The sequence below is a fragment of the Pseudomonas sp. SP16.1 genome, from assembly GCF_052682975.1.
Map to the genome: position 1 here is coordinate 5,134,234 of NZ_JBQYFZ010000001.1, position 23,647 is coordinate 5,157,880.

Annotated in this window: 21 protein-coding genes and 1 pseudogene; 18 read left to right on the forward strand and 4 right to left on the reverse strand. The window is 67.4% G+C overall.

What is annotated here, in order from left to right:
- Complete coding sequence (locus tag ACUTAF_RS24115) at positions 1 to 762, forward strand: DnaJ domain-containing protein (protein ID WP_445582343.1); 762 nt, start codon at positions 1 to 3, stop codon at positions 760 to 762.
- 106 nt (positions 763 to 868) lie between these two features.
- On the opposite strand, the gene ACUTAF_RS24120 is transcribed toward ACUTAF_RS24115, so the two are convergent.
- Positions 869 to 1,840 carry an alpha/beta hydrolase family protein gene (locus ACUTAF_RS24120; RefSeq protein ID WP_445582344.1) on the reverse strand — a complete coding sequence of 324 codons (972 nt, stop codon included), beginning with the start codon at positions 1,838 to 1,840 and terminating at the stop codon, positions 869 to 871.
- A 130-nt stretch (positions 1,841 to 1,970) separates the two neighbouring features.
- Between ACUTAF_RS24120 and ACUTAF_RS24125 the strand changes: the two genes are divergently transcribed.
- The 15 genes and pseudogenes from ACUTAF_RS24125 (at position 1,971) to trpC (ending at position 19,535) form a co-directional block, all read left to right on the forward strand.
- Positions 1,971 to 4,370 carry a PAS domain-containing sensor histidine kinase gene (locus tag ACUTAF_RS24125; protein ID WP_445582345.1) on the forward strand — a complete coding sequence of 800 codons (2,400 nt, stop codon included), beginning with the start codon at positions 1,971 to 1,973 and terminating at the stop codon, positions 4,368 to 4,370.
- A complete protein-coding gene (locus ACUTAF_RS24130; RefSeq protein ID WP_445582346.1) occupies positions 4,367 to 4,996 on the forward strand; it encodes a response regulator in 630 nt (209 codons plus the stop codon). The genes ACUTAF_RS24125 and ACUTAF_RS24130 overlap by 4 nt, the downstream gene beginning before the upstream one ends.
- A gap of 276 nt (positions 4,997 to 5,272) precedes the next feature.
- Positions 5,273 to 6,370: an ABC transporter ATP-binding protein gene (locus tag ACUTAF_RS24135; protein WP_445582347.1), complete on the forward strand. Its 1,098-nt coding sequence runs from the start codon at positions 5,273 to 5,275 to the stop codon at positions 6,368 to 6,370.
- 53 nt (positions 6,371 to 6,423) lie between these two features.
- Complete coding sequence (locus ACUTAF_RS24140; RefSeq protein WP_445582348.1) at positions 6,424 to 7,455, forward strand: ABC transporter substrate-binding protein; 1,032 nt, start codon at positions 6,424 to 6,426, stop codon at positions 7,453 to 7,455.
- Between the two features lie 153 nt (positions 7,456 to 7,608).
- Positions 7,609 to 8,856 carry an ABC transporter permease gene (locus ACUTAF_RS24145; protein WP_445582349.1) on the forward strand — a complete coding sequence of 416 codons (1,248 nt, stop codon included), beginning with the start codon at positions 7,609 to 7,611 and terminating at the stop codon, positions 8,854 to 8,856.
- 136 nt (positions 8,857 to 8,992) lie between these two features.
- Positions 8,993 to 9,820, forward strand: coding sequence for an ABC transporter permease (locus ACUTAF_RS24150; RefSeq protein WP_445582350.1), 828 nt, complete (start codon positions 8,993 to 8,995; stop codon positions 9,818 to 9,820).
- A gap of 26 nt (positions 9,821 to 9,846) precedes the next feature.
- Positions 9,847 to 11,298 (forward strand): NADP-dependent succinate-semialdehyde dehydrogenase, encoded by a 1,452-nt coding sequence (gabD, locus tag ACUTAF_RS24155; protein WP_445582502.1) that lies wholly within the window; start codon positions 9,847 to 9,849, stop codon positions 11,296 to 11,298.
- A gap of 102 nt (positions 11,299 to 11,400) precedes the next feature.
- Entirely contained in the window at positions 11,401 to 12,681 is a 1,281-nt protein-coding gene (gene gabT, locus ACUTAF_RS24160) for a 4-aminobutyrate--2-oxoglutarate transaminase (RefSeq protein ID WP_445582351.1), read from the forward strand.
- 55 nt (positions 12,682 to 12,736) lie between these two features.
- On the forward strand, positions 12,737 to 13,759 hold the full coding sequence (locus ACUTAF_RS24165) for an ABC transporter substrate-binding protein (RefSeq protein ID WP_445582352.1): 1,023 nt from the start codon (positions 12,737 to 12,739) through the stop codon (positions 13,757 to 13,759).
- Positions 13,760 to 13,933: 174 nt separating this feature from the next.
- Positions 13,934 to 14,608: a ribulose-phosphate 3-epimerase gene (rpe, locus tag ACUTAF_RS24170; protein ID WP_445582353.1), complete on the forward strand. Its 675-nt coding sequence runs from the start codon at positions 13,934 to 13,936 to the stop codon at positions 14,606 to 14,608.
- Positions 14,605 to 15,488: pseudogene (locus ACUTAF_RS24175) on the forward strand (phosphoglycolate phosphatase). Before rpe ends, ACUTAF_RS24175 begins: the two are co-directional and overlap by 4 nt.
- Before the next feature lie 67 nt (positions 15,489 to 15,555).
- Positions 15,556 to 17,046, forward strand: a complete 1,491-nt coding sequence (gene trpE, locus ACUTAF_RS24180) for an anthranilate synthase component I (RefSeq protein WP_445582354.1) — start codon at positions 15,556 to 15,558, stop codon at positions 17,044 to 17,046.
- Positions 17,047 to 17,059: 13 nt separating this feature from the next.
- The gene (locus ACUTAF_RS24185; protein ID WP_445582355.1) at positions 17,060 to 17,656 is read left to right on the forward strand and encodes an aminodeoxychorismate/anthranilate synthase component II; all 597 of its coding nucleotides are present in this window, start codon (positions 17,060 to 17,062) and stop codon (positions 17,654 to 17,656) included.
- Positions 17,653 to 18,699: an anthranilate phosphoribosyltransferase gene (gene trpD / locus ACUTAF_RS24190; RefSeq protein WP_445582356.1), complete on the forward strand. Its 1,047-nt coding sequence runs from the start codon at positions 17,653 to 17,655 to the stop codon at positions 18,697 to 18,699. The genes ACUTAF_RS24185 and trpD overlap by 4 nt, the downstream gene beginning before the upstream one ends.
- Complete coding sequence (gene trpC, locus ACUTAF_RS24195; protein ID WP_445582357.1) at positions 18,696 to 19,535, forward strand: indole-3-glycerol phosphate synthase TrpC; 840 nt, start codon at positions 18,696 to 18,698, stop codon at positions 19,533 to 19,535. The genes trpD and trpC overlap by 4 nt, the downstream gene beginning before the upstream one ends.
- A 123-nt stretch (positions 19,536 to 19,658) precedes the next feature.
- On the opposite strand, the gene crp is transcribed toward trpC, so the two are convergent.
- Positions 19,659 to 20,303 (reverse strand): cAMP-activated global transcriptional regulator CRP, encoded by a 645-nt coding sequence (crp, locus tag ACUTAF_RS24200; protein WP_445582358.1) that lies wholly within the window; start codon positions 20,301 to 20,303, stop codon positions 19,659 to 19,661.
- Between the two features lie 234 nt (positions 20,304 to 20,537).
- Between crp and ACUTAF_RS24205 the strand changes: the two genes are divergently transcribed.
- Entirely contained in the window at positions 20,538 to 20,960 is a 423-nt protein-coding gene (locus tag ACUTAF_RS24205) for an OsmC family protein (RefSeq protein WP_445582359.1), read from the forward strand.
- Between the two features lie 48 nt (positions 20,961 to 21,008).
- Here the strand turns inward: ACUTAF_RS24205 and coq7 are convergent, their stop codons facing one another.
- Together coq7 and ACUTAF_RS24215 are read right to left on the reverse strand one after the other, a co-directional pair.
- Complete coding sequence (gene coq7, locus ACUTAF_RS24210; RefSeq protein WP_445582360.1) at positions 21,009 to 21,656, reverse strand: 2-polyprenyl-3-methyl-6-methoxy-1,4-benzoquinone monooxygenase; 648 nt, start codon at positions 21,654 to 21,656, stop codon at positions 21,009 to 21,011.
- Positions 21,657 to 21,729: 73 nt separating this feature from the next.
- Entirely contained in the window at positions 21,730 to 22,068 is a 339-nt protein-coding gene (locus ACUTAF_RS24215) for a histidine triad nucleotide-binding protein (protein WP_445582361.1), read from the reverse strand.
- A gap of 90 nt (positions 22,069 to 22,158) precedes the next feature.
- Here ACUTAF_RS24215 and ACUTAF_RS24220 point away from each other — a divergent pair, with 90 nt between their 5' ends.
- Positions 22,159 to 23,640 (forward strand): AAA family ATPase, encoded by a 1,482-nt coding sequence (locus ACUTAF_RS24220; protein ID WP_445582362.1) that lies wholly within the window; start codon positions 22,159 to 22,161, stop codon positions 23,638 to 23,640.
- Positions 23,641 to 23,647: the final 7 nt, after the last annotated feature.

Here is a 23,647-nt window from a genome sequence, read left to right on the forward strand (position 1 = left end):
ATGCTCTGGCCGGTGACCCTGCTCGGCGCCGCGGCCGGCCTGGCCGTGGCCAGCATTCCCGGCGCGCTGCTCGGCGGGTTGCTCGGTCAGGTGCTGGACCGCCGCCTGCGTCTGCATGACTGGGCCAACCTGCGCGAGCGCCTCGGCGGCCGCCCGGCGCCGGAGGATGAAGACCTGCTGTTTCTGATGCTCGGGCGCCTGGCCAAGAGTGACGGGCGGGTGCTGCCGAGCCATATCCAGCAGGCGCGTTCGGAGATGCGCCGCCTGGGCCTGGACGAGCCCGCCCGGCGCCGCGCCATCGAAGCCTTTTCCCGCGGCAAGACCGGGCGCGACAACCTGCGCGGCCCGCTGCAGCGCCAGGCCGAGCGCGGCGAGGCCCTGTTGCGCGCCTGCTGGCGCATGGCCTGGGTCGACGGCCGGGTTGGCGTGGTGGAGCGCGAGCTGATGCTGCTGTGGGGCAAATGGCTGGGCTGCGACAGCGTGCGGGTCGAGGCGCTGGGCGAGGAGTACGCGCCGCGCCGCAGCCAGCAGCCGGTGGCCAGCGGCGACAGCTACCGGGAGGCGCTGAAGCTGCTCGGGGTGGCGGCCGACAGCGAGCCGGAGCAGATCAAGCGCGCCTACCGCCGGCTGCTCAGTCGCCACCACCCGGACAAGCTGGCCGGCGCCGGGGCGTCGCCTGCGCGCATTCGCGAGGCCACCGAGACCACCCGCCAGCTGCACCAGGCCTATGGGCTGATTCGCGAGCGCCGCGGCTGGCGCTAGCTGGCTGCCGACAGCGGCGGGCCTGTAGGGTGTCGCGGGGCCTAGGCCGTGTGCATCACTTGCCGAGCGCCGGGCCCGGGCGTCCGCTACCTATGATCGACCAACGCTAGCCGCCGCTCGCCGTGGCGCGCAGGTTGAGCTTCAGCCAGCCGCGCAGGCGACGATAGAGCTGTTCCTGCTCGACGGCCGGGTTGCCCGGCAGCGCCTTCATCGCCACCTGGACGTAGGTGGGGTGCTGGATCCGCTTGCTGGCCTGCAGGCGCCTGAGTGCGGCCTGGCGGTCGTCCGCCCGATCCTTGTAGTAGAGGTCGCCGGTGGCCAGCTTTAGCTGCGGTACGAGCTCGTCCAGCGCTGGCGTGAAGCCGGCCGGCACCTCGGCGGCCACCAGCAGCAGGTTGTGAATCTCGCCCGGCTGGCGCTCGGCCAGGTAACGCGCGGCCCAGTAGGCGCCGCTGCCATGGCCGAGGAGGACGATGGTCGCGGCCTGGCGTTCGCGGGCGAAGTCGATGCCGGCCTCGATCCGTGTCAGTACCCGTTGGGCATGGGCGTCGCGCTGCGCGGCGTCGTCCGCCGCCGGGGCGGGTGCTGCATCAGCCGTCGTCTCGGCGTTTTGCGCGTCCTCGGCGGCGTCCGCTGCCGGCGGCTCCTCGCTCGCCGGCTGCTGCGCCTGACGCAACGGCGGCGCATCGCTTGCGGGATCGGGCAGGCTCAGGCTCAGACTGTGCCAGCCGGCGTCGGGCAGCTTGCGCCGCAGCGGGCCGATGGCCTGGGCGCCGTCGGCGTTCTCCACGTCGCCTGGCACCAGGATCACCGCGCCGCTGGGCTCGCCGACATTGGCCGGTAGCCACAGGGCCAGGAAGCTTTCCTCGCCCGCCTGCAGTTGCTGTTGCTCGCGCTTGTCCAGGCGCTGCTCCAGTGCCTGGGCCTCGCCGACGCTGCGTTCGGGCAGGGCAGGGCGCGCCTCGGTCGGCGCCGGGGCGGTTTCTTCCGGGGCGGGTGCGCTGGCTTCGTCTTCGGCCTGCAGCAGCCCCGGCAGCAGCAGGAGCGAGGCGAGCAGGGCGCGGCGGACGTGAATCATTGAGGGCTTCTCCATGGCGAGGACGCTGCCTCGGAGCCTACTGCCTGCACGCGCGTTTGTCAGGCGCGCCCTCTGCTCAGGCGGACGGATACTGGAGTAAGGTAGGGGATCGTCGTCGAGTGCCCGCTGGATGAAAGCCCTACTGTCCGTTGTCTTCCTTGTCCTGCTGTGCGGCGTCGCGCGAGCCGATGGCGAGCGTCTGCCGCTGCGTCCGAATTTCGATGCCGAGCAGCGCGCCTGGCTGGCGGCGCATCCCCGGCTGCGCGTCGGCCTTTTGCTGCAGGCGCCCTGGGCGCAGCTGGAGCGCGGCGGGCAGCCGCGCGGGGCCAATGTCGAACTGATACAGCGCCTGCTCGGCGGCATGGGAGTGACGGCCGACTGGCGTCTGTACCCGACCCTCGAGGCACTGCAGGCGGCGGCGCGGCGCGGCGAGGTGGATCTGGCCCCTGGCCTGCAGCAGACCCCGGCCGGGCTGCGCCAGTGGCGCTACTCCTTGCCCTATCTGCGCGTGCCGCATCTGGTGGTGGGCGAGCGCGGTGGCGGCGGCGCGGTCGACCTCGAGCAGGTCGAGCTGGAGCAGCAGGTCGCCCTGCGCATGCCGAGCCAGGCCGCGGACTACCTGAGCAAGAGCCACGGCAATCTGCGCCTGCTCGCGGTCGACTCGGAGCGGGCCGCGCTGCAGCGGGTGCTCGATCGGCAGGCGCAGTTCGCCGTGGTGGACGAGGCGAACCTCAGCCTGCTGCTGCGCGAGCCGCGCTTCGCCAGCCTGAGCATCGTCGGCGATATCGGTCTGCCGCAACTGCTGCGCCTGGCCACGCCCCGCGACCAGCCGCTGCTGGCGGCGATAGTCGACCGCACCCTGCAGGCCCTGCCGGCCCGAGAACTGGAGGCGTTGCGCGAGCGCTGGCTGCCGCTGCGCTACCCGCAGGCGAGCGATTCGCCGGCGTTCTGGAAGACCCTCGCGTTGCTGCTGTTCCTGCTGCTGCTGATCGGTGCCAGCGCGCTGTATCGCCAGCGCCAGCAGACGCGCCTGGCCGAGCGCGGCCTGCTCGCCGCGCGCGCCGAGCTCAAGCAGCACCAGCAGGCTGCCGAGGCCCTGCGCCTGAGTCAGTTCTCCATCGATCACAGCACCGTCGGCATTCTCTGGGTCAACTGGGACAGCCACCTGCGTTACGCCAACCAGGCCGCCGAGCGCATGCTCGGCTACGCCGCCGGCGAACTGGTGGACCAGCCGCTGAGCCGGCTCGAGCCGGGCCTGGACATGGACCGCTGGCTGCAGCTGTGGAAGCAGGTGCGCGAGCGCGACGGCGGCAGCTTCGCCTTCGAGGTCGACTGCCTGCGCGCGGACGGCACGCGCATGCCGGCGGAGGTGTCGCTGAGCTTCCTGCGCTACGGCCAGGCCGAGTACCTGGTGATGTTCCTCAGCGATATCACCGAGCGTCGCCGCGCGCGCGCCGCATTGGAGGAGAGCGAGGCGCGGCTCAAGGGCATCGCCGGCAACGTCCCGGGCCTGGTGTTCCGCCTGGAGCGCACCGCAGCGGGGCAGCCGGTGGACTTCGCCTATATCAGTGAGGCCAGCCTGGAACTGGTCGGCTGGCCGGCGGCCGAGCTGCAGCGGCGCGAGCGCGGCATCCGCAGCCTGGTGCATGCCGACGATCTGCCCGGCTACCTGAACAGCCAGAGCCTGGCGCTGGCGGCGGAAAGCGATTGGTACTGGCAGGGGCGCATCCAGACCCGCGACGGCCAGTTGCGCTGGGCCGACATCCGCAGCACCGCGCGACCGCTGGGCGGCGGGCGCGTGGTGTGGGACGGCATCGTCTGGGACATCACCGAGAGCAAGCAGGTGGAGCTGGAACTGGCCGACTCGCGGGCGCGTCTGCGCGAGCTGTCGGCGCACCTGGAGACGGTGCGCGAGGAGGAGAAGGCGCGCATCGCCCGCGAGGTGCACGACGAACTGGGCCAGGTGCTCACCGTGCTCAAGCTGGAGACCGCCATGTGCGAGCTGGCCTGCGCCGGGCAGATCCCCGCGCTGGACGAGCGCCTGGGCAACATGAAGCGGCTGATCGCCCAGCTGTTCCAATTGGTGCGCGACGTGGCCACCGCGCTGCGCCCGCCGATCCTCGACGCCGGCATCGCCTCGGCCATCGAATGGCAGGTGCGCCGCTTCGAGGAGCGCACCCAGATTCCCTGCCTGGTGGAAGTGCCGGAGCAGCTGCCGCGGCTGGCCGACGCCAAGGCCATCGGCCTGTTTCGCATCCTCCAGGAGGCGCTGACCAACGTCATGCGCCACGCTGGCGCGCACAGCGTGCAGGTACGCTTGTGGCAGGAGGGCGGCGAGCTGTGCCTGGCGGTCAGCGACGACGGCAAGGGCTTCGCCCAGACGGTGCGCCGCCCGGGGCAGTCGTTCGGCCTGGTCGGCATGCAGGAGCGCGTGCTGATGCTCGGCGGCCGGCTGCAGATTGACAGCCAGCCCGGGGAGGGCACTACGCTGTGCGCTCGAGTGGCGCTGGACGAGGAGGAGGCGGCGTGATCCGGGTACTGGTAGCCGAAGACCACACCATAGTGCGCGAAGGCATCAAGCAACTGATCGGCATGGCGCGCGATCTCGAAGTGGCGGGCGAGGCGAGCAACGGCGAGCAGCTGCTCGAGGTGCTGCGCAAGACGCCCTGCGAGGTGGTGCTGCTGGATATCTCCATGCCCGGGGTCAACGGCCTCGAGGCGATCCCGCGGATCCGCGCGCTGAGCGAGGCGCCGGCGATCCTGGTGCTGTCGATGCACGACGAGGCGCAGATGGCCGCCCGTGCGCTGAAGGTCGGCGCCGCCGGCTACGCCACCAAGGACAGCGATCCGGCGCTGTTGATCGCGGCGATTCGCAAGGTGGCCGGCGGCGGGCGCTACATCGACCCGGCACTGGCCGACCGCATGGTCTTCGAGGTCGGCCTGACCGATTCGCGTCCGCCCCATGCGCAGCTGTCCGAACGCGAATTTTCGGTGTTCGAGCGCCTGGTGCGCGGCGAGGGGGTCAACGACATCGCCCTGCACCTGGCGATCAGCAACAAGACCGTGAGCACGCACAAGGCGCGCCTGATGCAGAAGCTCGGCGCTCACTCGGTGGCCGATCTGGTGCGCTACGCCATGGAGCACCGGCTGGTCTGAAGGGCTTCAGCCGATGCGCCTCTGCGCAACCTTAGGAGCCCGCTTGCGGGCGATCCTTGCGCCCATCGATCGCCGGCAAGCCGGCTCCTACCGGTTCAGCGCGCGTCCGACCACCTAGGTCGAAAGGCTGACGGCGGTGCTGGGAGTTTGTAGGGCTATCCCTACACGAGATTCTCTCCGCGCCTGATAGCAGCTTGTCATCCCGCCCGATTTTTCCGCCCCGTGCCGCGCCCTAACCTGTGCCCAACAGCCTGCTAGAACAACAAGGGTGCGGTGATGGCAAACGATGTATTGGTGAGCTTCCGTGGCGTGCAGAAGAGCTATGACGGCGAAACGCTGATCGTGAAAGACCTCAACCTGGATATCCGCAAGGGTGAGTTTCTGACCCTGCTCGGCCCGTCCGGTTCCGGCAAGACCACCAGCCTGATGATGCTGGCCGGTTTCGAGACGCCGACCGCCGGCGAGATCCTCCTCGATGGCCGCTCGCTGAACAAACTGCCGCCGCACAAGCGCGACATCGGCATGGTGTTCCAGAACTACGCGCTGTTCCCGCACATGACGGTAGCCGAGAACCTGGCCTTCCCGCTTAGCGTGCGCGGCATGTCGCGCACCGATATCAGTGAGCGGGTCAAGCGCGCGCTATCGATGGTGCAGCTCGACAGCTTCCGCAACCGCTACCCCGGCCAGCTCTCCGGCGGCCAGCAGCAGCGCGTGGCGCTGGCCCGCGCGCTGGTGTTCGAGCCGCAGCTGGTGCTGATGGACGAACCCCTCGGCGCACTGGACAAGCAGCTGCGCGAACACATGCAGATGGAGATCAAGCACCTGCACCAGCGCCTGGGCGTGACCGTGGTCTACGTCACCCACGATCAGGGCGAGGCGCTGACCATGTCCGACCGCGTGGCGGTGTTCCACCAGGGCGAGATTCAGCAGATCGCCCCGCCGCGCGAACTGTACGAGGCGCCGAGCAACACCTTCGTCGCCCAGTTCATCGGCGAGAACAATCGTCTGGCTGGCGAGCTGGTCAGCCGCGATGGCGAGCAGTGCGTGGTGCGCCTGACGCGAGGTGAAGAAGTGCGCGCCACAGCGGTCAACGTCGGTGCCGTTGGTGAGGCGGTGAGCCTGTCGATCCGTCCCGAGCGCATCCGCCTCAACGGCCACAGCGAAGCCTGCCCGAACCGATTCTCCGGGCGCATCGCCGAGTTCATCTACCTGGGAGACCACGTTCGTATCCGCATGGAGGTCTGCGGCAAGTCCGATTTCTACGTCAAGCAGCCGGTGGCTGAGCTCGATCCCGCGCTCGGCGTCGGCGACCTGGTTCCGCTCGGCTGGCATGTCGAGCATGTTCGCGCGCTGGATCCGCTCCAACCGGACTGAATCGTTCGCGCAGTGCTTCACCTTACCCATGTGACACAGAGGAGATTACAAGAATGACGAAATCCCTGAAGCTGGCGGCGCTGGCCCTGGGCGTGAGTTGTGCCATGCCGGCACTGGCGGCGGATCTGACCGCGGTGTCCTTCGGCGGGGCGAACAAGGCGGCGCAGGTCAAGGCGTTCTACGAACCCTTCGAGAAGGAAACCGGCAACAAGGTGCTGGGCGGCGAATACAACGGTGAAATGGCCAAGGTCAAAGCCATGGTCGACACCCGCAGCGTGAGCTGGGACCTGGTGGAGGTGGAGTCGCCGGAGCTGGCCCGCGGTTGCGACGAAGGTCTGTTCGAGGAGCTTGATCCGGCCCAGTTCGGTGATGAGGCCAACTTCATCGACGGCGCCATCCAGCCTTGCGGCGTGGGCTTCTTCGTCTGGTCCACGGTGCTGGCCTACAACGCCGACAAACTCAGCGCGGCGCCGACCAGCTGGGCCGATTTCTGGGACGTCGCGAAATTCCCGGGCAAGCGCGGCCTGCGCAAGGGCGCCAAGTACACCCTGGAATTCGCCCTGATGGCCGACGGCGTGGCGGTCAAGGACGTGTACAAGGTGCTGGCTACCAAGGAAGGCCAGGATCGCGCGTTCAAGAAACTCGATGAGCTCAAACCCAACATCCAGTGGTGGGAAGCCGGCGCCCAGCCGCCGCAGTACCTCGCCTCCGGCGACGTGGTGATGAGCTCGGCCTACAACGGTCGTATCGCGGCGGTGCAGGGCGAGAGCAATCTGCAGGTGGTGTGGAGCGGCGGCATCTACGACTTCGACTCCTGGGCCATTCCGCGTGGCGCCAAGAATGTCGAGCTGGCCAAGCAGTTCATCGCGTACTCGGTCAAGCCCGAAGCGCAGAAGACCTACTCGGAGAACATCGCCTACGGTCCGGCCAACAAGCAGGCCATCGAGCTGCTGGCGCCGGAGCGTCTGAACCTGATGCCGACCACGCCGGAAAACATCGCCAACCAGGTGGCCATCGACGTGACCTTCTGGGCTGACTACGGCGAGCAGCTGGAGCAACGCTTCAACGCCTGGGCCGCCCGTTAACCAGTGCGTCGCGCAGCGACGCCTTCCTCGTCCCCTTCTCCTGCGGGAGAAGGTGGCGCGTAGCGCCGGATGAGGGTCGGAGCTGCCCAATCGATGTTTGTCGTATCCCCGAATTTCTGCCGCCTGGTGCGGCCTTAGCTTGCGGAGTTGTCCATGGCCGCCGTACTGCCTGCCAACGATTTGCCCGGGCCGAGCCTGAAACTGCGACTGGCTCGTGCCGAGCGTTTCAATCGCCTGAAGTCCAAGGCGCTGATCCTGCCGCTGTTGCTGTTCCTTCTGCTGACCTTCCTGCTGCCGATAGGCGCCCTGCTGCTGCGCAGCGTCGACAACCCCGAGGTGGTCGGCAGCCTGCCGCGCACCGTCGAGGCGATCGCTGGCTGGGATGGTCGTGGTCTGCCCGGCGAGGCTGCTTATCGCGCGATCGCCCAGGACCTCGCCGAGGCGCGGCGCAATCAGAGCCTGGGCGACCTGTCCAAGCGCCTGAACATGGAGCTGGCGGGCTTTCGCAGCCTGGTCAGCAGCACCGCACGCAAGCTGCCGCTGCGCGAGGAGCCGGCGTCCTACCAGGAGGCGTTCCTCGAACTGGACGAGCGCTGGGGCGACCCCGCCTACTGGCAGGTGATCCGCCGCAACGACGCCGCGGTCACCCCCTACTACCTGCTGGCCGCACTCGACCATCGCATCGACGACCTCGGCGAACTGGCCAAGGCCACGCCGGATCAGGCCATCTACCTGGACATCTTCGCCCGCACCTTCTGGATGAGCCTGGTGATCACCGCCATCTGCCTGGTGCTGGCCTATCCGCTGGCCTACCTCCTGGCCAACCTGCCGACCCGCTCGGGCAACCTGCTGATGATCCTGGTGCTGCTGCCGTTCTGGACCTCGATCCTGGTGCGGGTGGCGGCGTGGATCGTGCTGTTGCAGTCGGGCGGCCTGATCAACGGCGCGCTGATCTCGCTGGGCATCATCGATGAGCCGCTGCAACTGGTGTTCAACCGCAGCGGTGTGTACGTGGCGATGGTGCACATCATGCTGCCGTTCATGATCCTGCCGATCTACAGCGTGATGAAGGGCATCTCGCCCAGCTACATGCGCGCCGCGGTGTCGCTCGGCTGCCATCCGTTCGCCAGCTTCTGGCGGGTGTACTTCCCGCAGACCCTGGCCGGTGTGGGCGCCGGCTGCCTGCTGGTGTTCATCCTGTCGATCGGCTACTACATCACCCCGGCGCTGCTGGGCAGCCCGAACGACCAGATGATCAGCTACTTCGTCGCCTTCTACACCAACACCACCATCAACTGGGGTATGGCCACGGCCCTCGGCGGCCTGCTGCTCGCCGCCACCCTGGTGCTCTACGTGGTGTACAGCTGGCTGGTCGGCGCGAGCAAGCTGAGGCTTGGCTAAAAAACGGCCTGCGCAGCAGGCCATCCGATGACCCTCCCCCGCTTGCGGGAGAGGGTGGTCGTTCCCAACGCCCTCTCCCCCAGTCCCTCTCCCACAAGCGGAAGAGGGGAGCTAAAAGCTAAATGGAGTCGCACCCATGCTCAGCCCCTATATGTCCCCCATCGAGCGCGCCTGGTACTACGGCCTGCGCCTGCTCTGCGCCCTGGTGCTGCTGTTTTTGATCCTGCCGGTGCTGGTCATCGTGCCGCTGTCGTTCAACTCCGGCACCTTCCTGGTCTACCCGCTGCAGGGCTTCTCGCTGCGCTGGTACGAGGACTTCTTCATGTCCGCCGACTGGATGCGCTCGCTGAAGAACAGCCTGATCATCGCCCCGGCCGCCACCCTGCTGGCCATGGGCTTCGGCACCCTGGCGGCGATCGGCCTGACCCGCGGCGAATTCCGCGGCAAGGCGCTGGTGATGAGCCTGCTGATTTCGCCGATGATCGTGCCGGTGGTGATCATCGGCGTGGCCAGCTACCTGTTCTTCGCCCCGCTGGGCCTGGGCAACAGCTACCTGTCGCTGATCCTGGTGCATGCCGTGCTGGGCGTGCCTTTCGTCATCATCACGGTATCCGCGACGTTGCAGGGCTTCAACCACAACCTGGTGCGCGCCGCCGCCAGCCTCGGCGCCTCGCCGCTGACCGCGTTCCGCCGGGTGACCCTGCCGCTGATCGCCCCGGGCGTGATCAGCGGTGCGCTGTTCGCCTTCGCCACCTCCTTCGACGAGGTGGTGGTGACCCTGTTCCTCGCCGGTCCCGAGCAGGCCACCCTGCCGCGGCAGATGTTCAGCGGCATCCGCGAGAACCTCTCGCCGACCATCGCCGCCGCCGCGACCCTGCTGATCGGCTTCTCCGTCCTGCTGCTGCTGACCCTGGAATGGCTGCGCGGGCGCAGCGAGAAACTGCGCACCCAGCAGCCCACCTGATTCCCTGCATGAGAGAGTCCATGAGCCTGCAATTGAACGACCCCGGCCTGCTGCGTCAGCAGGCCTACGTGAACGGCCAGTGGTGCGAGGCCGACAGCGGCGCGCGCACGGAGATCCGCAATCCCGCCACCGACGAGCCGATCGGCAGCGTGCCCAATATGGGCCGCACCGAGACCCGCCGCGCCATCGAGGCGGCGCGTCTGGCCCAGCCGGCCTGGCGCGCGCTGACTGCCAAGGAGCGCGCGCAGACGCTGCGCCGCTGGTACGAGCTGATCCTGGCCAACCAGGAAGACCTGGCGCGGATCATGACCGCCGAGCAGGGCAAGCCGCTGGCCGAGGCGCGCGGCGAGATCGCCTACGCCGCCTCATTTATCGAGTGGTTCGCCGAGGAGGCCAAGCGCGCCTATGGCGATGTGATTCCGGCGCACGCGGCGGACAAGCGCATCCTGGTGCAAAAGGAGCCGGTAGGCGTCGCCGCCGCCATCACCCCCTGGAATTTCCCCAGCGCGATGATCACCCGCAAGGCCGGTCCGGCCTTCGCGGCGGGTTGCGCCATGGTGCTCAAGCCGGCGCCGCAGACGCCGTTCTCGGCGCTGGCGCTGGCGCACCTGGCCGAGCGCGCGGGCATCCCGGCGGGGCTGCTTAGCGTGATCCCGGCCGACGTCGAGGCCAGCCGCGAAGTGGGCGGCGAGCTGTGCGACAACCCCATCGTGCGCAAGCTGAGCTTTACCGGCTCCACCGGCGTCGGCATCAAGCTGATGCAGCAATGCGCGCCGAGTCTGAAAAAGCTGTCGTTGGAGCTGGGCGGCAACGCGCCCTTTATCGTCTTCGACGACGCCGACCTGGATGCGGCGGTGGAAGGGGCGATCATCTCCAAATACCGCAACGCCGGGCAGACCTGCGTGTGCGCCAACCGTCTTTATGTGCAGGACGGCGTGTATGACGCCTTCGCCGAGAAACTGCAGGCAGCCGTGGCCAAGCTCAAGGTCGGCAACGGCATGCACGAGGGCATCACCACCGGTCCGCTGATCAATGCCGAGGCGGTGGCCAAGGTGCAGCGCCATCTGCATGACGCCCTGGAAAAGGGCGCGACCCTGCTCGCCGGCGGCGAGGCGTTGGGTGGCAATTTCTTCGCGCCGACCATCGTCAGCGGCGTCACCGCGGAGATGGCGGTGGCCCGCGAGGAGACCTTCGGTCCGCTGGCGCCGCTGTTCCGCTTCAAGGATGAGGCCGAGGTGATCCGCCAGGCCAACGACACCGAGTTCGGCCTGGCCGCCTACTTCTACGCCCGCGACCTGGGCCGCGTGTTCCGCGTGGCCGAGGCCCTGGAATACGGCATGGTCGGCATCAACACCGGGGTGATCTCCACCGAGGTGGCGCCCTTCGGCGGCATGAAGGCCTCCGGCCTGGGCCGCGAAGGCTCCAAGTACGGGTTGGATGAGTATCTGGAGATCAAATACCTCTGTATGGCCCTGTAGTCGCCGTCCCGCTCGACTCCGTAGGGTGCGCGGGGCCGCCTAGGTCGCGCGCACCATGAACTTTGACCCGGTGCGCATGGCGCACCCTGCCCGAGGCAAATCATGAGCAAGACCAACGAATCTTTGATGCAACGCCGCACCGCCGCCGTTCCGCGTGGCGTGGGCCAGATCCACCCGATCTTCGCCGCCAAGGCGGAAAACGCCACCGTCACCGACGTCGAGGGCCGCGAGTTCATCGACTTCGCCGGCGGCATCGCCGTGCTCAACACCGGCCACCTGCACCCCAAGATCATCGCCGCGGTGCAGGAGCAGCTGACCAAGCTGACCCACACCTGCTTCCAGGTGCTGGCCTACGAGCCCTACGTGGAAGTGGCGGAGAAGGTCGCCGCGCGCGTGCCGGGCGACTTCGCCAAGAAGACCCTGCTGGTCACCACTGGCTCCGAAGCCGTGGAGAACGCGGTGAAAATCGCCCGCGCCGCCACCGGCCGCGCCGGGGTGATCGCCTTTACCGGCGGCTACCACGGCCGCACCATGATGACCCTGAGCCTGACCGGCAAGGTTGTGCCGTACTCGGCCGGTATGGGCCTGATGCCCGGTGGCGTGTACCGCGCCCAGTACCCCTGTGAACTGCACGGCGTGAGCGTGGATGACGCCATGGCCAGCATCGAGCGCGTGTTCAAGAACGACGCCGAGCCCCGCGATATCGCCGCCATCATCATCGAGCCGGTACAGGGCGAGGGCGGCTTCTATGTCGCGCCGAAGGCCTTTATGCAGCGCCTGCGCGCCCTGTGTGACCAGCACGGCATCCTGCTGATCGCCGACGAAGTGCAGACCGGCGCCGGCCGTACCGGCACCTTCTTCGCCATGGAGCAGATGGGCGTTGCTGCTGATTTGACCACCTTCGCCAAATCCATCGCTGGCGGTTTCCCGGTGGCCGGCGTGTGCGGCAAGGCCGAGTATATGGACGCCATCGCCCCCGGCGGTCTGGGCGGCACCTACGCCGGCAGCCCGATCGCCTGCGCCGCGGCCCTGGCGGTGATGGAGGTATTCGAGGAAGAGAAACTGCTGGATCGCTGCAAGGCCGTTGGCGAGCGTCTGGTCACTGGCCTCAAGGCCATTCAGGCCAAGCACAAGGCCATCGGTGACGTGCGCGCGCTGGGCTCGATGATCGCAGTGGAACTGTTCGAGAATGGCGACCTGCACAAGCCCAACGCTGCCCTGACCAGCCAGATCGTCGCCAAGGCGCGCGACAAGGGCCTGATCCTGCTGTCCTGCGGCACCTACGGCAACGTGTTGCGCGTACTGGTGCCGCTGACCGCCGAAGACGCCCTGCTGGACAAGGGGCTTGCGATCCTCGCCGAGTGTTTCGACGAGCTGGCGTAAGCCTGGAAAACTGACGGTAGCCAAGTGTTGCCGTCGTCGCATTGCGGAGGTGGTCATGTCGCGCTGGAGTCTTGCCCTGTTGTGCCTGTTCATCGCCTTACCGGGCGCCGCCGCCCAGCTCACCGTGATCTCGTTCGGTGGCTCGGTCCGTGACGCCCAGCGCCAAGCCTTCTACACCCCCTACCGCGAGGCCAGTGGCGTGCTGGTTATCAACGGTTCCTACAATGGCGACCTCGCCAAGCTGCGGCGCATGCAGACCATGCAGCATGTCACCTGGGATGTGGTCGAGGTGGAGGCGCCGGAGCTGGCGCGCGGTTGCGAGTCGGGTGTATTCCAGCCCCTCGACGAATCCCAGGCGCTCGAGGGGCTGACGCCCGGCGCCCTGCGCCCCTGCGGTGTGGGCAGCTTCGTCTGGTCCATGGTGCTGGCCTATAACCCGGCCCATCTGCGCGAAGCCCCTCGTAGCTGGGCGGACTTCTGGGACCTGGAACGTTTCCCGGGGGGCAGGGGGCTGCGCTTGGGGGCCAAGTACAACCTGGAGTTTGCCCTGCTGGCCGATGGCGTGCCGGCGGATCGGGTTTACGCCACGCTGGCCACGGCGGCCGGAGTTGAGCGGGCGTTCCGCAAGCTGGAGCAGATCAAGCCGCATATCCGCTGGTGGAAAGCCGGCGAGGAACCGGTGCGTGGCCTGCGCGACGGCAGCCTGGTCATGAGCGCCGCCTACAGCGGTCGCATCGGCGCGACTCAGGATCAGGGCGACGGCCTGGACCTGGTGTGGGCCGGTAGCATCTATGACTTCGATTACTGGGCGATCCCCAAGGGGAGCTTGAATGGCCCCGAAGCGCGCCGCTTCATCCAGTTCGTCAGCCAGCCGGGGCCGCAGCGCGCCTTTGCCGAGTCGATCCCTTATGGCCCGGTCAACCCCGAGGCGCTGGCCGCGCTAACGCCCGAACGCGTGGCGCGCCTGCCGACGGCGCCGGCCAATTTGCGGTACGCGCTTGCCATGGACGTGGACTTCTGGAGCGAGCACGGCGCGCTTCTCGACCAGCGTTTCGAGGCGTGGCGTGCTCGTCCCTGAGCCTTCGCCGCAAGCGCTGTACTCCTGCGCCGCGCGTGGGCGCTCTAAATCTGTGGGGGCGGTTCCGCCTGCAAAGTCCCGGTGTCGGCCACCCCTGTAGTCGAGACCGCTCCCACAGCTCTACCCAGCCTCGGGTACAATGCGCGCCTTTCGTGACTGTCACCGAGGTGCGCCATGCAACCCTTCGCCATCGCCCCGTCGATCCTCTCCGCCGACTTCGCCCGTCTGGGCGAGGAAGTGGACAACGTACTCGCCGCCGGCGCGGACATCGTCCACTTCGACGTGATGGACAACCACTACGTGCCCAACCTGACCATCGGCCCGATGGTCTGCGCGGCGCTGCGCAAGTACGGCATCACCGCGCCGATCGACGCGCACCTGATGGTCAAGCCGGTCGATCGCATCATCGGCGACTTTATCGAGGCGGGGGCTACTTACATTACCTTCCACCCGGAAGCGTCCGAGCATATCGATCGCTCGCTGCAGCTGATCAAGGCCGGCGGCGCCAAGGCCGGTCTGGTGTTCAACCCGGCCACCCCGCTGGACGTGCTCAAGCACGTGATGGACAAGGTCGACATGATCCTGCTGATGAGCGTCAACCCCGGCTTCGGCGGGCAGAAGTTCATCCCAGGCACCCTCGACAAGCTGCGTGAGGCGCGTGCGCTGATCGATGCCAGCGGCCGCGAGATCCGTCTGGAGATCGACGGTGGGGTCAATGTGCAGAACATCCGCGAGATCGCCGCGGCCGGCGCCGACACCTTCGTCGCCGGCTCGGCGATCTTCAACCAGCCGGACTACAAGGCCGTGATCGACGCCATGCGCACCGAGCTGGCCCAGGTGCGTGGATGAAACCGCTGCACCGCCTGTGTGGCGGCGACCTGCCGCGTCTGGTGATGTTCGACCTGGACGGCACCCTGATCGACTCGGTGCCGGATCTGGCGGCCGCGGTCGATCGCATGCTGGTGGAACTGGGCCGCGAGCCTGCCGGCGTCGACCGCGTGCGCGACTGGGTCGGCAACGGCGCACGGGTGCTGGTACGCCGCGCCCTGGCCGGCGGCCTGGATCACTCCGCAGTAGGCGAGGCCGAGGCGGAAGCGGCGCTGGCGCGCTTTCTCGAGATCTACGCCGACTGCCATGAGCTGACGGCACTCTACCCGGGCGTGCACGAGCTGCTCGAGGCGCTGAGCACCGCGGCGGTGGAGCTGGCGGTGGTGACCAACAAGCCGGAGCGCTTCGTCGCCCCGCTGCTGGATCAGGTCGGCCTCGGCGGCTACTTTCGCTGGATCATCGGTGGCGACACCCTGCCGCAGCAGAAGCCGGACCCGGCCGCGCTGCTGCAGGTGATGCACCTGGCCGGCGTCGATGCGGCCCACGCACTGTTCGTCGGCGACTCGCGCAACGATGTGCTGGCCGCCCGCGCCGCCGGCGTGCCCAGCGTGGCGGTGAGCTATGGCTACAACCATGGCCGGCCGATCGCCGAGGAAGAGCCGGGTCTGGTGGTCGATAGCCTGGCCGAGCTGTTGTAGCCCCATCTGTGCGTAGCAGCCCGCTTGCGGCGATCACCGAATCGCCCGCAAGCGGGCTGCTACGGGTTGCTTAGCCCGAGCGGCTGCGCTACCGTGGCCGCTCCTGTTATTCCCCCGCCTGTCGAGATCGCACCGTGGTGGTTAGCTGCAAACTCTGGATGAAGGTCATCAAGGCCCTGGCCCGCTGGCGCTGGCGCGCCTGACTTCGTCCTGCCGCCGCCGCGCGGCCCGTTTGCACCCGACCGTTTTCCCCGAGCCATGAGGCCGATCATGACCCATGAAGAATTCCTGCGTTTAGCCGCCGAAGGCTACAACCGCATTCCGCTGGCCTGCGAAACCCTGGTGGATTTCGACACGCCGCTGTCCATCTACCTGAAGCTGGCCGACGCGCCCAACTCCTACCTGCTGGAATCCGTGCAGGGCGGCGAGAAATGGGGGCGCTACTCGATCATCGGCCTGCCGGCGCGCACCGTGCTGCGCGTGCACGGCCATGACGTCGTGGTCAGCACCGACGGTGTCGAGGTCGAGCGCCAGCAGAGCGCCGACCCGCTGGATTTCGTCGAGCAGTTCAAGGCGCGCTACCAGGTGCCGAGCATCGCCGGCCTGCCGCGTTTCAACGGCGGCCTGGTTGGCTACTTCGGCTACGACAGCGTGCGTTACGTCGAGCAGAAGCTGGCCACCTGCCCCAATCCCGATCCGCTGGGTACCCCGGACATCCTGCTGATGGTCTCCGACGCCGTGGTGGTGTTCGACAACCTGGCGGGCAAGATGCACGCCATCGTCCTCGCCGACCCGGCCGAGGCGGACGCCTTCGAGCGGGGCCAGGCGCGCCTGCGCGAGATATTGCACAAGCTGCGCCAGCCGATCACCCCGCGCCTGGGCGTGGACCTGTCCGCGCCGCTGGGCGAGGAGCCGGCGTTCCGCTCCAGCTACAGCCGGGGCGACTACGAGGCGGCGGTCAGCGCGATCAAGGAGTACATCCTCGCCGGCGACTGCATGCAGGTGGTGATCTCCCAGCGCATGAGCATCGACTTCAAGGCCGCGCCCATCGACCTGTACCGCGCGCTGCGCTGCATCAACCCGACGCCCTACATGTACTTCTTCAACTTCGGCGACTTCCATGTGGTCGGCTCCTCGCCCGAGGTGCTGGTGCGCGTCGAGGACGGCCTGGTCACCGTGCGCCCGATCGCCGGCACCCGCCCGCGCGGCGCCAGCGAAGAGGCGGACAAGGCGCTGGAGGTGGACCTCTTGTCCGACGCCAAGGAAGTCGCCGAGCACCTGATGCTGATCGACCTGGGCCGTAACGACACCGGCCGCGTGTCGCAGATCGGCTCGGTCAAGCTCACCGAGAAGATGGTCATCGAGCGCTATTCCAACGTCATGCACATCGTCTCCAACGTCACCGGTCAGCTCAAACCCGAGCTGTCGGCGATGGACGCGCTGCGCGCCATCCTGCCGGCCGGCACCCTGTCCGGCGCGCCGAAGATCCGCGCCATGCAGATCATCGACGAGCTCGAACCGGTCAAGCGCGGCGTCTATGGCGGCGCGGTCGGCTACTACGCCTGGAACGGCAACATGGACACCGCGATCGCGATCCGTACCGCAGTGATCAAGGACGGCGAGCTGCACGTGCAGGCCGGCGCCGGCATCGTCGCCGACTCGGTGCCCGCCCTGGAGTGGGAAGAAACCCTGAACAAGCGCCGCGCCATGTTCCGCGCCGTCGCGCTCGCCGAACAGACCGCCGTCCTGGCCCAGGAATAAGAGGAGCCGTACCGTGCTTTTGATGATCGACAACTACGACTCCTTCACCTACAACGTGGTGCAGTACCTCGGCGAGCTGGGCGCCGACGTGCATGTGATCCGCAACGATGAACTGACCATCGGCCAGATCGAGGCTCTGCAACCCGAGCGCATCGTCGTCTCGCCCGGCCCCTGCACGCCGAGCGAGGCCGGGGTATCCATCGAGGCCATCCTGCATTTCGCCGGCAAGCTGCCGATCCTCGGCGTCTGTCTCGGCCACCAGAGCATCGGCCAGGCCTACGGCGGCGACGTGGTGCGCGCGCGCCAGGTGATGCATGGCAAGACCAGCCCGGTGTTCCACCAGGACAAGGGCGTGTTCGCCGGCTTGAACAACCCGCTCACCGTGACCCGCTATCATTCCCTGGTGGTCAAGCGCGAGACTTTACCGGATTGCCTGGAGATCACCGCCTGGACCCAGCATGAAGACGGTTCGGTCGACGAGATCATGGGCCTGCGCCACAAGACCCTGAATATCGAGGGCGTGCAGTTCCACCCCGAGTCCATCCTCACCGAGCAGGGCCACGAACTGTTCGCCAACTTCCTCAAGCAGACCGGAGGCGTACGCGCATGAATATCAAGGAAGCCTTGGGCCGGATCGTCGCTCAGCTCGATCTGACCACCGAGGAAATGCAGGCGGTGATGCGCGAGATCATGACCGGGCAGTGCACCGACGCGCAGATCGGCGCCTTTCTCATGGGCATGCGCATGAAGAGTGAGACCATCGACGAAATCGTCGGCGCCGCCAGCGTGATGCGCGAGCTGGCCTCGCCGGTGGTGATCGACGCCGAGCGACTGGTCGATACCTGCGGCACCGGCGGCGACGGCATGAACATCTTCAATGTTTCCACCGCGGCGGCCTTCGTCGTCGCCGCGGCCGGCGGCAAGGTGGCCAAGCACGGCAACCGCGCGGTCTCGGGCAAGAGCGGCAGCGCCGATCTGCTGGAAGCTGCCGGGGTCTACTTGGGACTCAAGCCCGAGCAGGTGGCGCGCTGCGTGGAGAGCGTCGGCGTCGGCTTCATGTTCGCCCCGTCCCATCACGGGGCGATGAAGTACGCCATCGGCCCGCGCCGCGAGCTGGGCCTGCGCACCATCTTCAATATGCTCGGTCCAATGACCAACCCGGCCGGTGCCAGGCATCAGGTCATCGGCGTATTCAGCCAGGCGCTGTGCCGACCCATGGCCGAGGTGTTGCAGCGCCTGGGCAGCGAACACGTGCTGGTGGTGCACGCGCAGGATGGCCTGGACGAGATCAGCCTGGCCGCGCCGACCTTCGTCGCCGAGCTCAAGGGCGGCGCGGTCAGCGAGTACCGCATCCAGCCCGAGGATTTCGGCATCAAGAGCCAGAGCCTGATCGGCCTGACCGTCGACAACGCCGAGCAGTCGCTGGAACTGATCCGCGATGCTCTCGGCCGGCGCAAGACCGACAACGGTCAGAAGGCCGCCGACATGATCGTGCTCAACGCCGGCGCCGCGCTGTACGCCGCCGACCACGCCAGCAGCCTGCGCGAAGGCATGCAGCTGGCGCACGACGCCCTGCATACCGGGCTGGCACGGGAGAAGCTGGAAGAGCTGGTGTCCTTTACCGCGGTATTCAAACAGGAGAACGAAGGGTGAGCGTGCCAACCGTACTGGAGAAGATCGTCGCCCGTAAGTTCGAGGAAGTGGCGGCACGTCGCGCCCGGGTCGGCCTCACCGAACTCGAGGCCACGGCACGCGCTGCCGACGCGCCGCGCGGCTTTGCCCGCGCGCTGCTGGAGCAGGCGGCGCGCAAACAGCCGGCGGTGATCGCTGAGATCAAGAAGGCCTCGCCGAGCAAGGGCGTGCTGCGCGCCGACTTCGTCCCGGCCGACATCGCGCGCAGCTACGAAGCGGGTGGCGCCACCTGCCTGTCGGTGCTGACCGATATCGATTTCTTCCAGGGCGCCGACGAATACCTGCAGCAGGCCCGCGCCGCCTGCGCGCTGCCGGTGATCCGCAAGGACTTCATGGTCGACCCCTACCAGATCGTCGAGGCCCGTGCCCTCGGTGCCGACTGCGTGCTGCTGATCGTCTCCTGCCTGGACGACGTGCGCATGGCCGAGCTGGCGGCGGCGGCCAAGGAGGTCGGTCTAGACGTGCTGGTCGAGGTGCACGACGGCGACGAACTGGAGCGTGCGCTGACGACTCTGGACACGCCGCTGGTGGGCATCAACAACCGCAACCTGCACAGCTTCGAGGTGTCGCTGGAAACCACTCTGGACCTGCTGCCGCGCATCCCGCGCGATCGCCTGGTGGTGACCGAGAGCGGCATCCTCAACCGCGCGGATGTCGAGCTGATGGAAATCAACCGGGTCTACGCCTTCCTGGTCGGCGAAGCCTTTATGCGGGCCGAGAACCCGGGCGGCGAACTGCAGCGGCTGTTCTTTCCCGAACGCGGACGGCCAGCTGTGGTCGGCAACGATCCCGATTGAAACTGGCGCGCAGAAAAAAGCCGGCATTCCTGCCGGCTTTTTTATGTTCAGCACATCCATGTGCTTCACCCCTTCGGGGCTTGCGCACAAAAATGCTCCCGGCATTTTTGTGCACGCTGTTTGTCAGCGAGTGCCGAATACCACCATGGTCTTGCCCTTGACGTGTACCAGGCCCTGTTCTTCCAGTGCCTTGAGCACGCGGCCGACCATTTCCCGCGAGCAGCCGACGATCCGGCCGATTTCCTGGCGGGTGATCTTGATCTGCATGCCGTCCGGGTGGGTCATGGCGTCGGGCTGCTTGCACAGGTCGAGCAGGGTGCGGGCGACGCGGCCGGTGACGTCGAGGAAGGCCAGGTCGCCGACCTTGCGCGTGGTGTTGCGCAGGCGCTCGGCCATCTGGCTGCCAAGGGCGTAGAGGATGTCCGGGTCCTGCTGGGTCAGTTCGCGGAACTTGGCGTAGCTCAGCTCCGCCACCTCGCATTCGGTCTTGGCGCGCACCCAGGCGCTGCGTTCCTTTTCCGTGCCGTCCTTCTCGAACAGGCCCATCTCGCCGAAGAAATCGCCGGCATTGAGGTAGGCGATGATCATCTCGCGGCCATCGTCATCCTCGATCAGGATGGTGACCGAGCCCTTGACGATGAAGAACAAGGTTTCGCAGCGATCGCCCGCATAGATGATGGTGCTCTTCGCCGTATAGCGGCGGCGATGACAGTGCGCGAGGAGTTTGTCGAGGTGCTTGACTTTAGGTGTAAGGGTAATAGCGACCATGCCCGAGTCCCGAATATAAAAATGAAGGCCCTTGTCCAACAGGCAATTTCTTATTGGTTATCCTTACCAGTGTGCCAGCAAACCGGCGCCAGCTTAACAGACATGCTACGACCGGGGCGCGTTTTGCGATCTGGCTAACAATACCCCACGGAACTTTGCCGAGCAGGCCCCACAGCGGAATGGCAAATGGCTGTGCTAACCTGCGCGTCTTTGCAATCTAGGAAGGCCGAATCGATGAAAGCGCGCGTGCAGTGGGCCGGCGAAGCCCTGTTCCTCGGTGAGTCTGGCAGCGGTCATGCCGTGGTGATGGATGGCCCGCCGGAAGCCGGTGGGCGCAACCTGGGCATTCGCCCGATGGAGATGCTGCTGATCGGCCTCGGTGGCTGCAGCAACTTCGACGTCGTCAGCATCCTGCGCAAGTCGCGGCAGCCGGTGGAGAGCTGCGAGGTGTTCCTCGATGCCGAGCGCGCCGGCGAGGAGCCCAAGGTGTTCACCAAGATCCACCTGCACTTCGTGGTCAAGGGCCGCGGGCTGAAAGAGGCCCAGGTCAAGCGGGCGGTGGAGCTGTCGGCGGACAAATACTGCTCGGCCTCGATCATGCTCGGGCGCGCCGGAGTGGCTATCAGTCATGATTACGAAATCATCGAGCTGGGCTAAATAGCTCCGCTGCAAACGACAAGGGCGCCAATCGGCGCCCTTGTTCGTTCAGATGCGATACGTGCTTTTGGTCATCACCTTCGACAGCAGCGTCATGCCCAGCTTGAGCGGCGCGGGAAAGCGCAGGCCGCCGGCATCCAGGGCGCTGTCGGCGTGCTGCTGCTCGTCGATGCGCATCTGCTGGAGAATCGCCCGCGACTTGGCGTCGTGCTCGGGAATCTGCTCCAGATGCTCGTCCAGGTGCTTGCACACCTGATCCTCGGTGGCGGCGACGAAGCCCAGGCTGACGCGATCGCTGACCAGCCCGGCCACCGCGCCGACACCGAACGACAGACCATAGAACAACGGATTGAGCAGGCTGGGCTGGCTGCCCAGTTCGCGGATGCGCTGCTCGCACCAGGCCAGGTGGTCGATCTCCTCGTCGGCGGCCTGTTCCATGGCGCCGCGCACCTCGGGCAGCCTGGCGGTCAGCGCCTGGCCCTGATAAAGCGCCTGGGCGCAGACCTCGCCGGTGTGGTTGATGCGCATCAGACCGGCGATATGGCGGGTTTCCTCGGCGGACAGCTCCGCCTCGTTCTGCACGATGGCCGGCGAGGGGCGGCTGGAATGGCCGCTGAACGGCAGCAGCGTGCGCAGGGCGGCATCGGCCTGCAGCAGCAGGCGGTCGGCGGGGGAATACTGGCGTTCGCTGGCCATGGAGCACCTCCGGAAAGTCAAGGGCGTCAGTGTACTGCAAAGCGCGGAGCCGGGCCTGAGGCGGCTGGCCGCATCAGCCCGGCGGCCAGTGCAGCTGGCGCTGGCCGAGTACGTGCATATGGATATGGCCGACGGTCTGGCCGCCGAGCTCGTTGCAGTTCATCACCAGGCGAAAACCTTCGTCGCAGCCCTGCTCGCTGGCCAGGCGCTGGGCGCTGTAGAGCAGGTGGCCGGCCAGCGCCTTGTCGGCTTCGCTGAGGTCGGTCAGGCTGGCGATATGGCGCTTGGGGATCACCAGAAAGTGCACCGGCGCCTGCGGGCCTATGTCGTGGAAGGCGATGAGCTGATCGTCTTCGTAGAGCTTGCGCGCCGGAATCTCACCGGCGACGATCTTGCAGAACAGGCAGTCCATGGGCAGGTTCCCGGGTCATTGCTGGAAGTCCTGAGTCTAACGTCGTGCGCCAGGGCCGGCCAACCGGCGGCGCGCTCACAAGGAGTGGCGGTGAAGAACGATATCCATGATCTCGGCCTGGTGCTGGATTCCAAGGTCAAGCTGATCGTCATCGAGTCCTGGGACGAGTTGCGCGTGCTGGAGACCCTGACCGGCCTGGCGATCAAGCGCGGTCTCGGCCTGCATACCTGGTCGGTGACCGAGGGCCTGCAGCGGCTGGGCTTCGGCGGCGCTCCGCTGGACGAGGAGGCCGGTCTGGAGCCCGAGGCCGCGTTGCGGCTGATCAAGGCCGATCTCCAGCCGAACCTCTACGTGATGTGCGACCTGCATCCCTTCCTCGACGAAAACCCACGCCTGGTGCGCCTGCTCAAGGAGATCGCCATGAACGAGGCGGCGCACAAGCCGAGCCTGGTGCTGGTGTCGCACTCGCTCAGGCTGCCTCCCGAGGTCCAGCGCTACGCCGCGCGCTTCAGCCTGGCGCTGCCGTCGGAGGACGAGCTGCTGAGCATCGTCCGCGCCGAGGCCGCTCAATGGAGCGAGCGCAACCGCGGCGCGCGGGTACGCACCGACAACCGCACCCTGCAGCAGGTGGTGAAGAACCTGCGCGGTCTGAGCCACGCCGAGGCGCGGGCACTGGCGCGCAACGTGATCTGCGACGACGGCGCGATCACCCAGGAAGATATCCCGGAACTGAACAAGACCAAGTTCCAGCTGCTTGACCTGGAAGGCGTGCTCAGTTTCGAGTACGACACCGCGCGCTTCGCCGACGTCGGCGGCCTGCTCAACCTCAAGCGCTGGCTGGCCGAGCGCCAGGTCGGTTTCCTCGAGGGCAGGGGCGTCGACGCGCCCCGGGGCGTGCTGCTGGTTGGCGTGCAGGGCGGCGGCAAGAGCCTGGCGGCCAAGGCGGTGGCCGGGCTCTGGGGCCTGCCACTGCTGCGCCTGGATTTCGCCTGCCTGTACAACAAGTTCTTCGGCGAGACCGAGCGCAACCTGCGCGAGGCGCTGCGCCTGGCGGAGCAGATGGCGCCCTGCGTGCTGTGGATGGACGAGGTGGAGAAGGGCCTGGCCAGCGGCGATCACGACGGCGGCGTCAGCCAGCGCGTGCTCGGCACCCTGCTGACCTGGATGGCCGAGCGCAAGGCGCCGGTGTTTGTGGTGGCCACTGCCAACGCCATCGATCGCCTGCCGCCGGAGCTGGTGCGCAAGGGCCGCTTCGATGAGCTGTTCTTCGTCGACCTGCCCAGTGCCGAGGTGCGCGCGGAAATCTTCCGCATCCACCTGCAGCGCCGCGAGCTGGAGCCGGCGGACTTCGATCTGGCGCAGCTGGCCGCGGCCAGCGAGGGCTTTTCCGGGGCGGAGATCGAGCAGGCGGTGGTCAGCGCCCTGTACGCCGGCCAGGCGCAGCAGCAGGCGGTGGATCAGGGCTTGTTGCTGCGTGCGCTAGAGGGCACGGCGCCGCTGTCGGTGGTGATGGCCGAGCAGCTCGCGGAGTTGCGCGGCTGGGCCGAGGGGCGCACGGTCGGTGCCGGTTGAGTCGGCT

Bases quoted from the DNA above. Each gene is read 5' to 3' on its own strand.
- ACUTAF_RS24115 (WP_445582343.1), top strand. From the start codon at position 1: ATGCTCTGGCCGGTGACCCTGCTCGGCGCCGCGGCCGGCCTGGCCGTG.
- ACUTAF_RS24120 (WP_445582344.1), bottom strand. From the start codon at position 1,840: ATGATTCACGTCCGCCGCGCCCTGCTCGCCTCGCTCCTGCTGCTGCCG.
- ACUTAF_RS24125 (WP_445582345.1), top strand. From the start codon at position 1,971: ATGAAAGCCCTACTGTCCGTTGTCTTCCTTGTCCTGCTGTGCGGCGTC.
- ACUTAF_RS24135 (WP_445582347.1), top strand. From the start codon at position 5,273: ATGGCAAACGATGTATTGGTGAGCTTCCGTGGCGTGCAGAAGAGCTAT.
- ACUTAF_RS24140 (WP_445582348.1), top strand. From the start codon at position 6,424: ATGACGAAATCCCTGAAGCTGGCGGCGCTGGCCCTGGGCGTGAGTTGT.
- ACUTAF_RS24145 (WP_445582349.1), top strand. From the start codon at position 7,609: ATGGCCGCCGTACTGCCTGCCAACGATTTGCCCGGGCCGAGCCTGAAA.
- ACUTAF_RS24150 (WP_445582350.1), top strand. From the start codon at position 8,993: ATGCTCAGCCCCTATATGTCCCCCATCGAGCGCGCCTGGTACTACGGC.
- gabT (WP_445582351.1), top strand. From the start codon at position 11,401: ATGAGCAAGACCAACGAATCTTTGATGCAACGCCGCACCGCCGCCGTT.
- ACUTAF_RS24165 (WP_445582352.1), top strand. From the start codon at position 12,737: ATGTCGCGCTGGAGTCTTGCCCTGTTGTGCCTGTTCATCGCCTTACCG.
- rpe (WP_445582353.1), top strand. From the start codon at position 13,934: ATGCAACCCTTCGCCATCGCCCCGTCGATCCTCTCCGCCGACTTCGCC.
- trpE (WP_445582354.1), top strand. From the start codon at position 15,556: ATGACCCATGAAGAATTCCTGCGTTTAGCCGCCGAAGGCTACAACCGC.
- trpD (WP_445582356.1), top strand. From the start codon at position 17,653: ATGAATATCAAGGAAGCCTTGGGCCGGATCGTCGCTCAGCTCGATCTG.
- crp (WP_445582358.1), bottom strand. From the start codon at position 20,303: ATGGTCGCTATTACCCTTACACCTAAAGTCAAGCACCTCGACAAACTC.
- ACUTAF_RS24205 (WP_445582359.1), top strand. From the start codon at position 20,538: ATGAAAGCGCGCGTGCAGTGGGCCGGCGAAGCCCTGTTCCTCGGTGAG.
- coq7 (WP_445582360.1), bottom strand. From the start codon at position 21,656: ATGGCCAGCGAACGCCAGTATTCCCCCGCCGACCGCCTGCTGCTGCAG.
- ACUTAF_RS24215 (WP_445582361.1), bottom strand. From the start codon at position 22,068: ATGGACTGCCTGTTCTGCAAGATCGTCGCCGGTGAGATTCCGGCGCGC.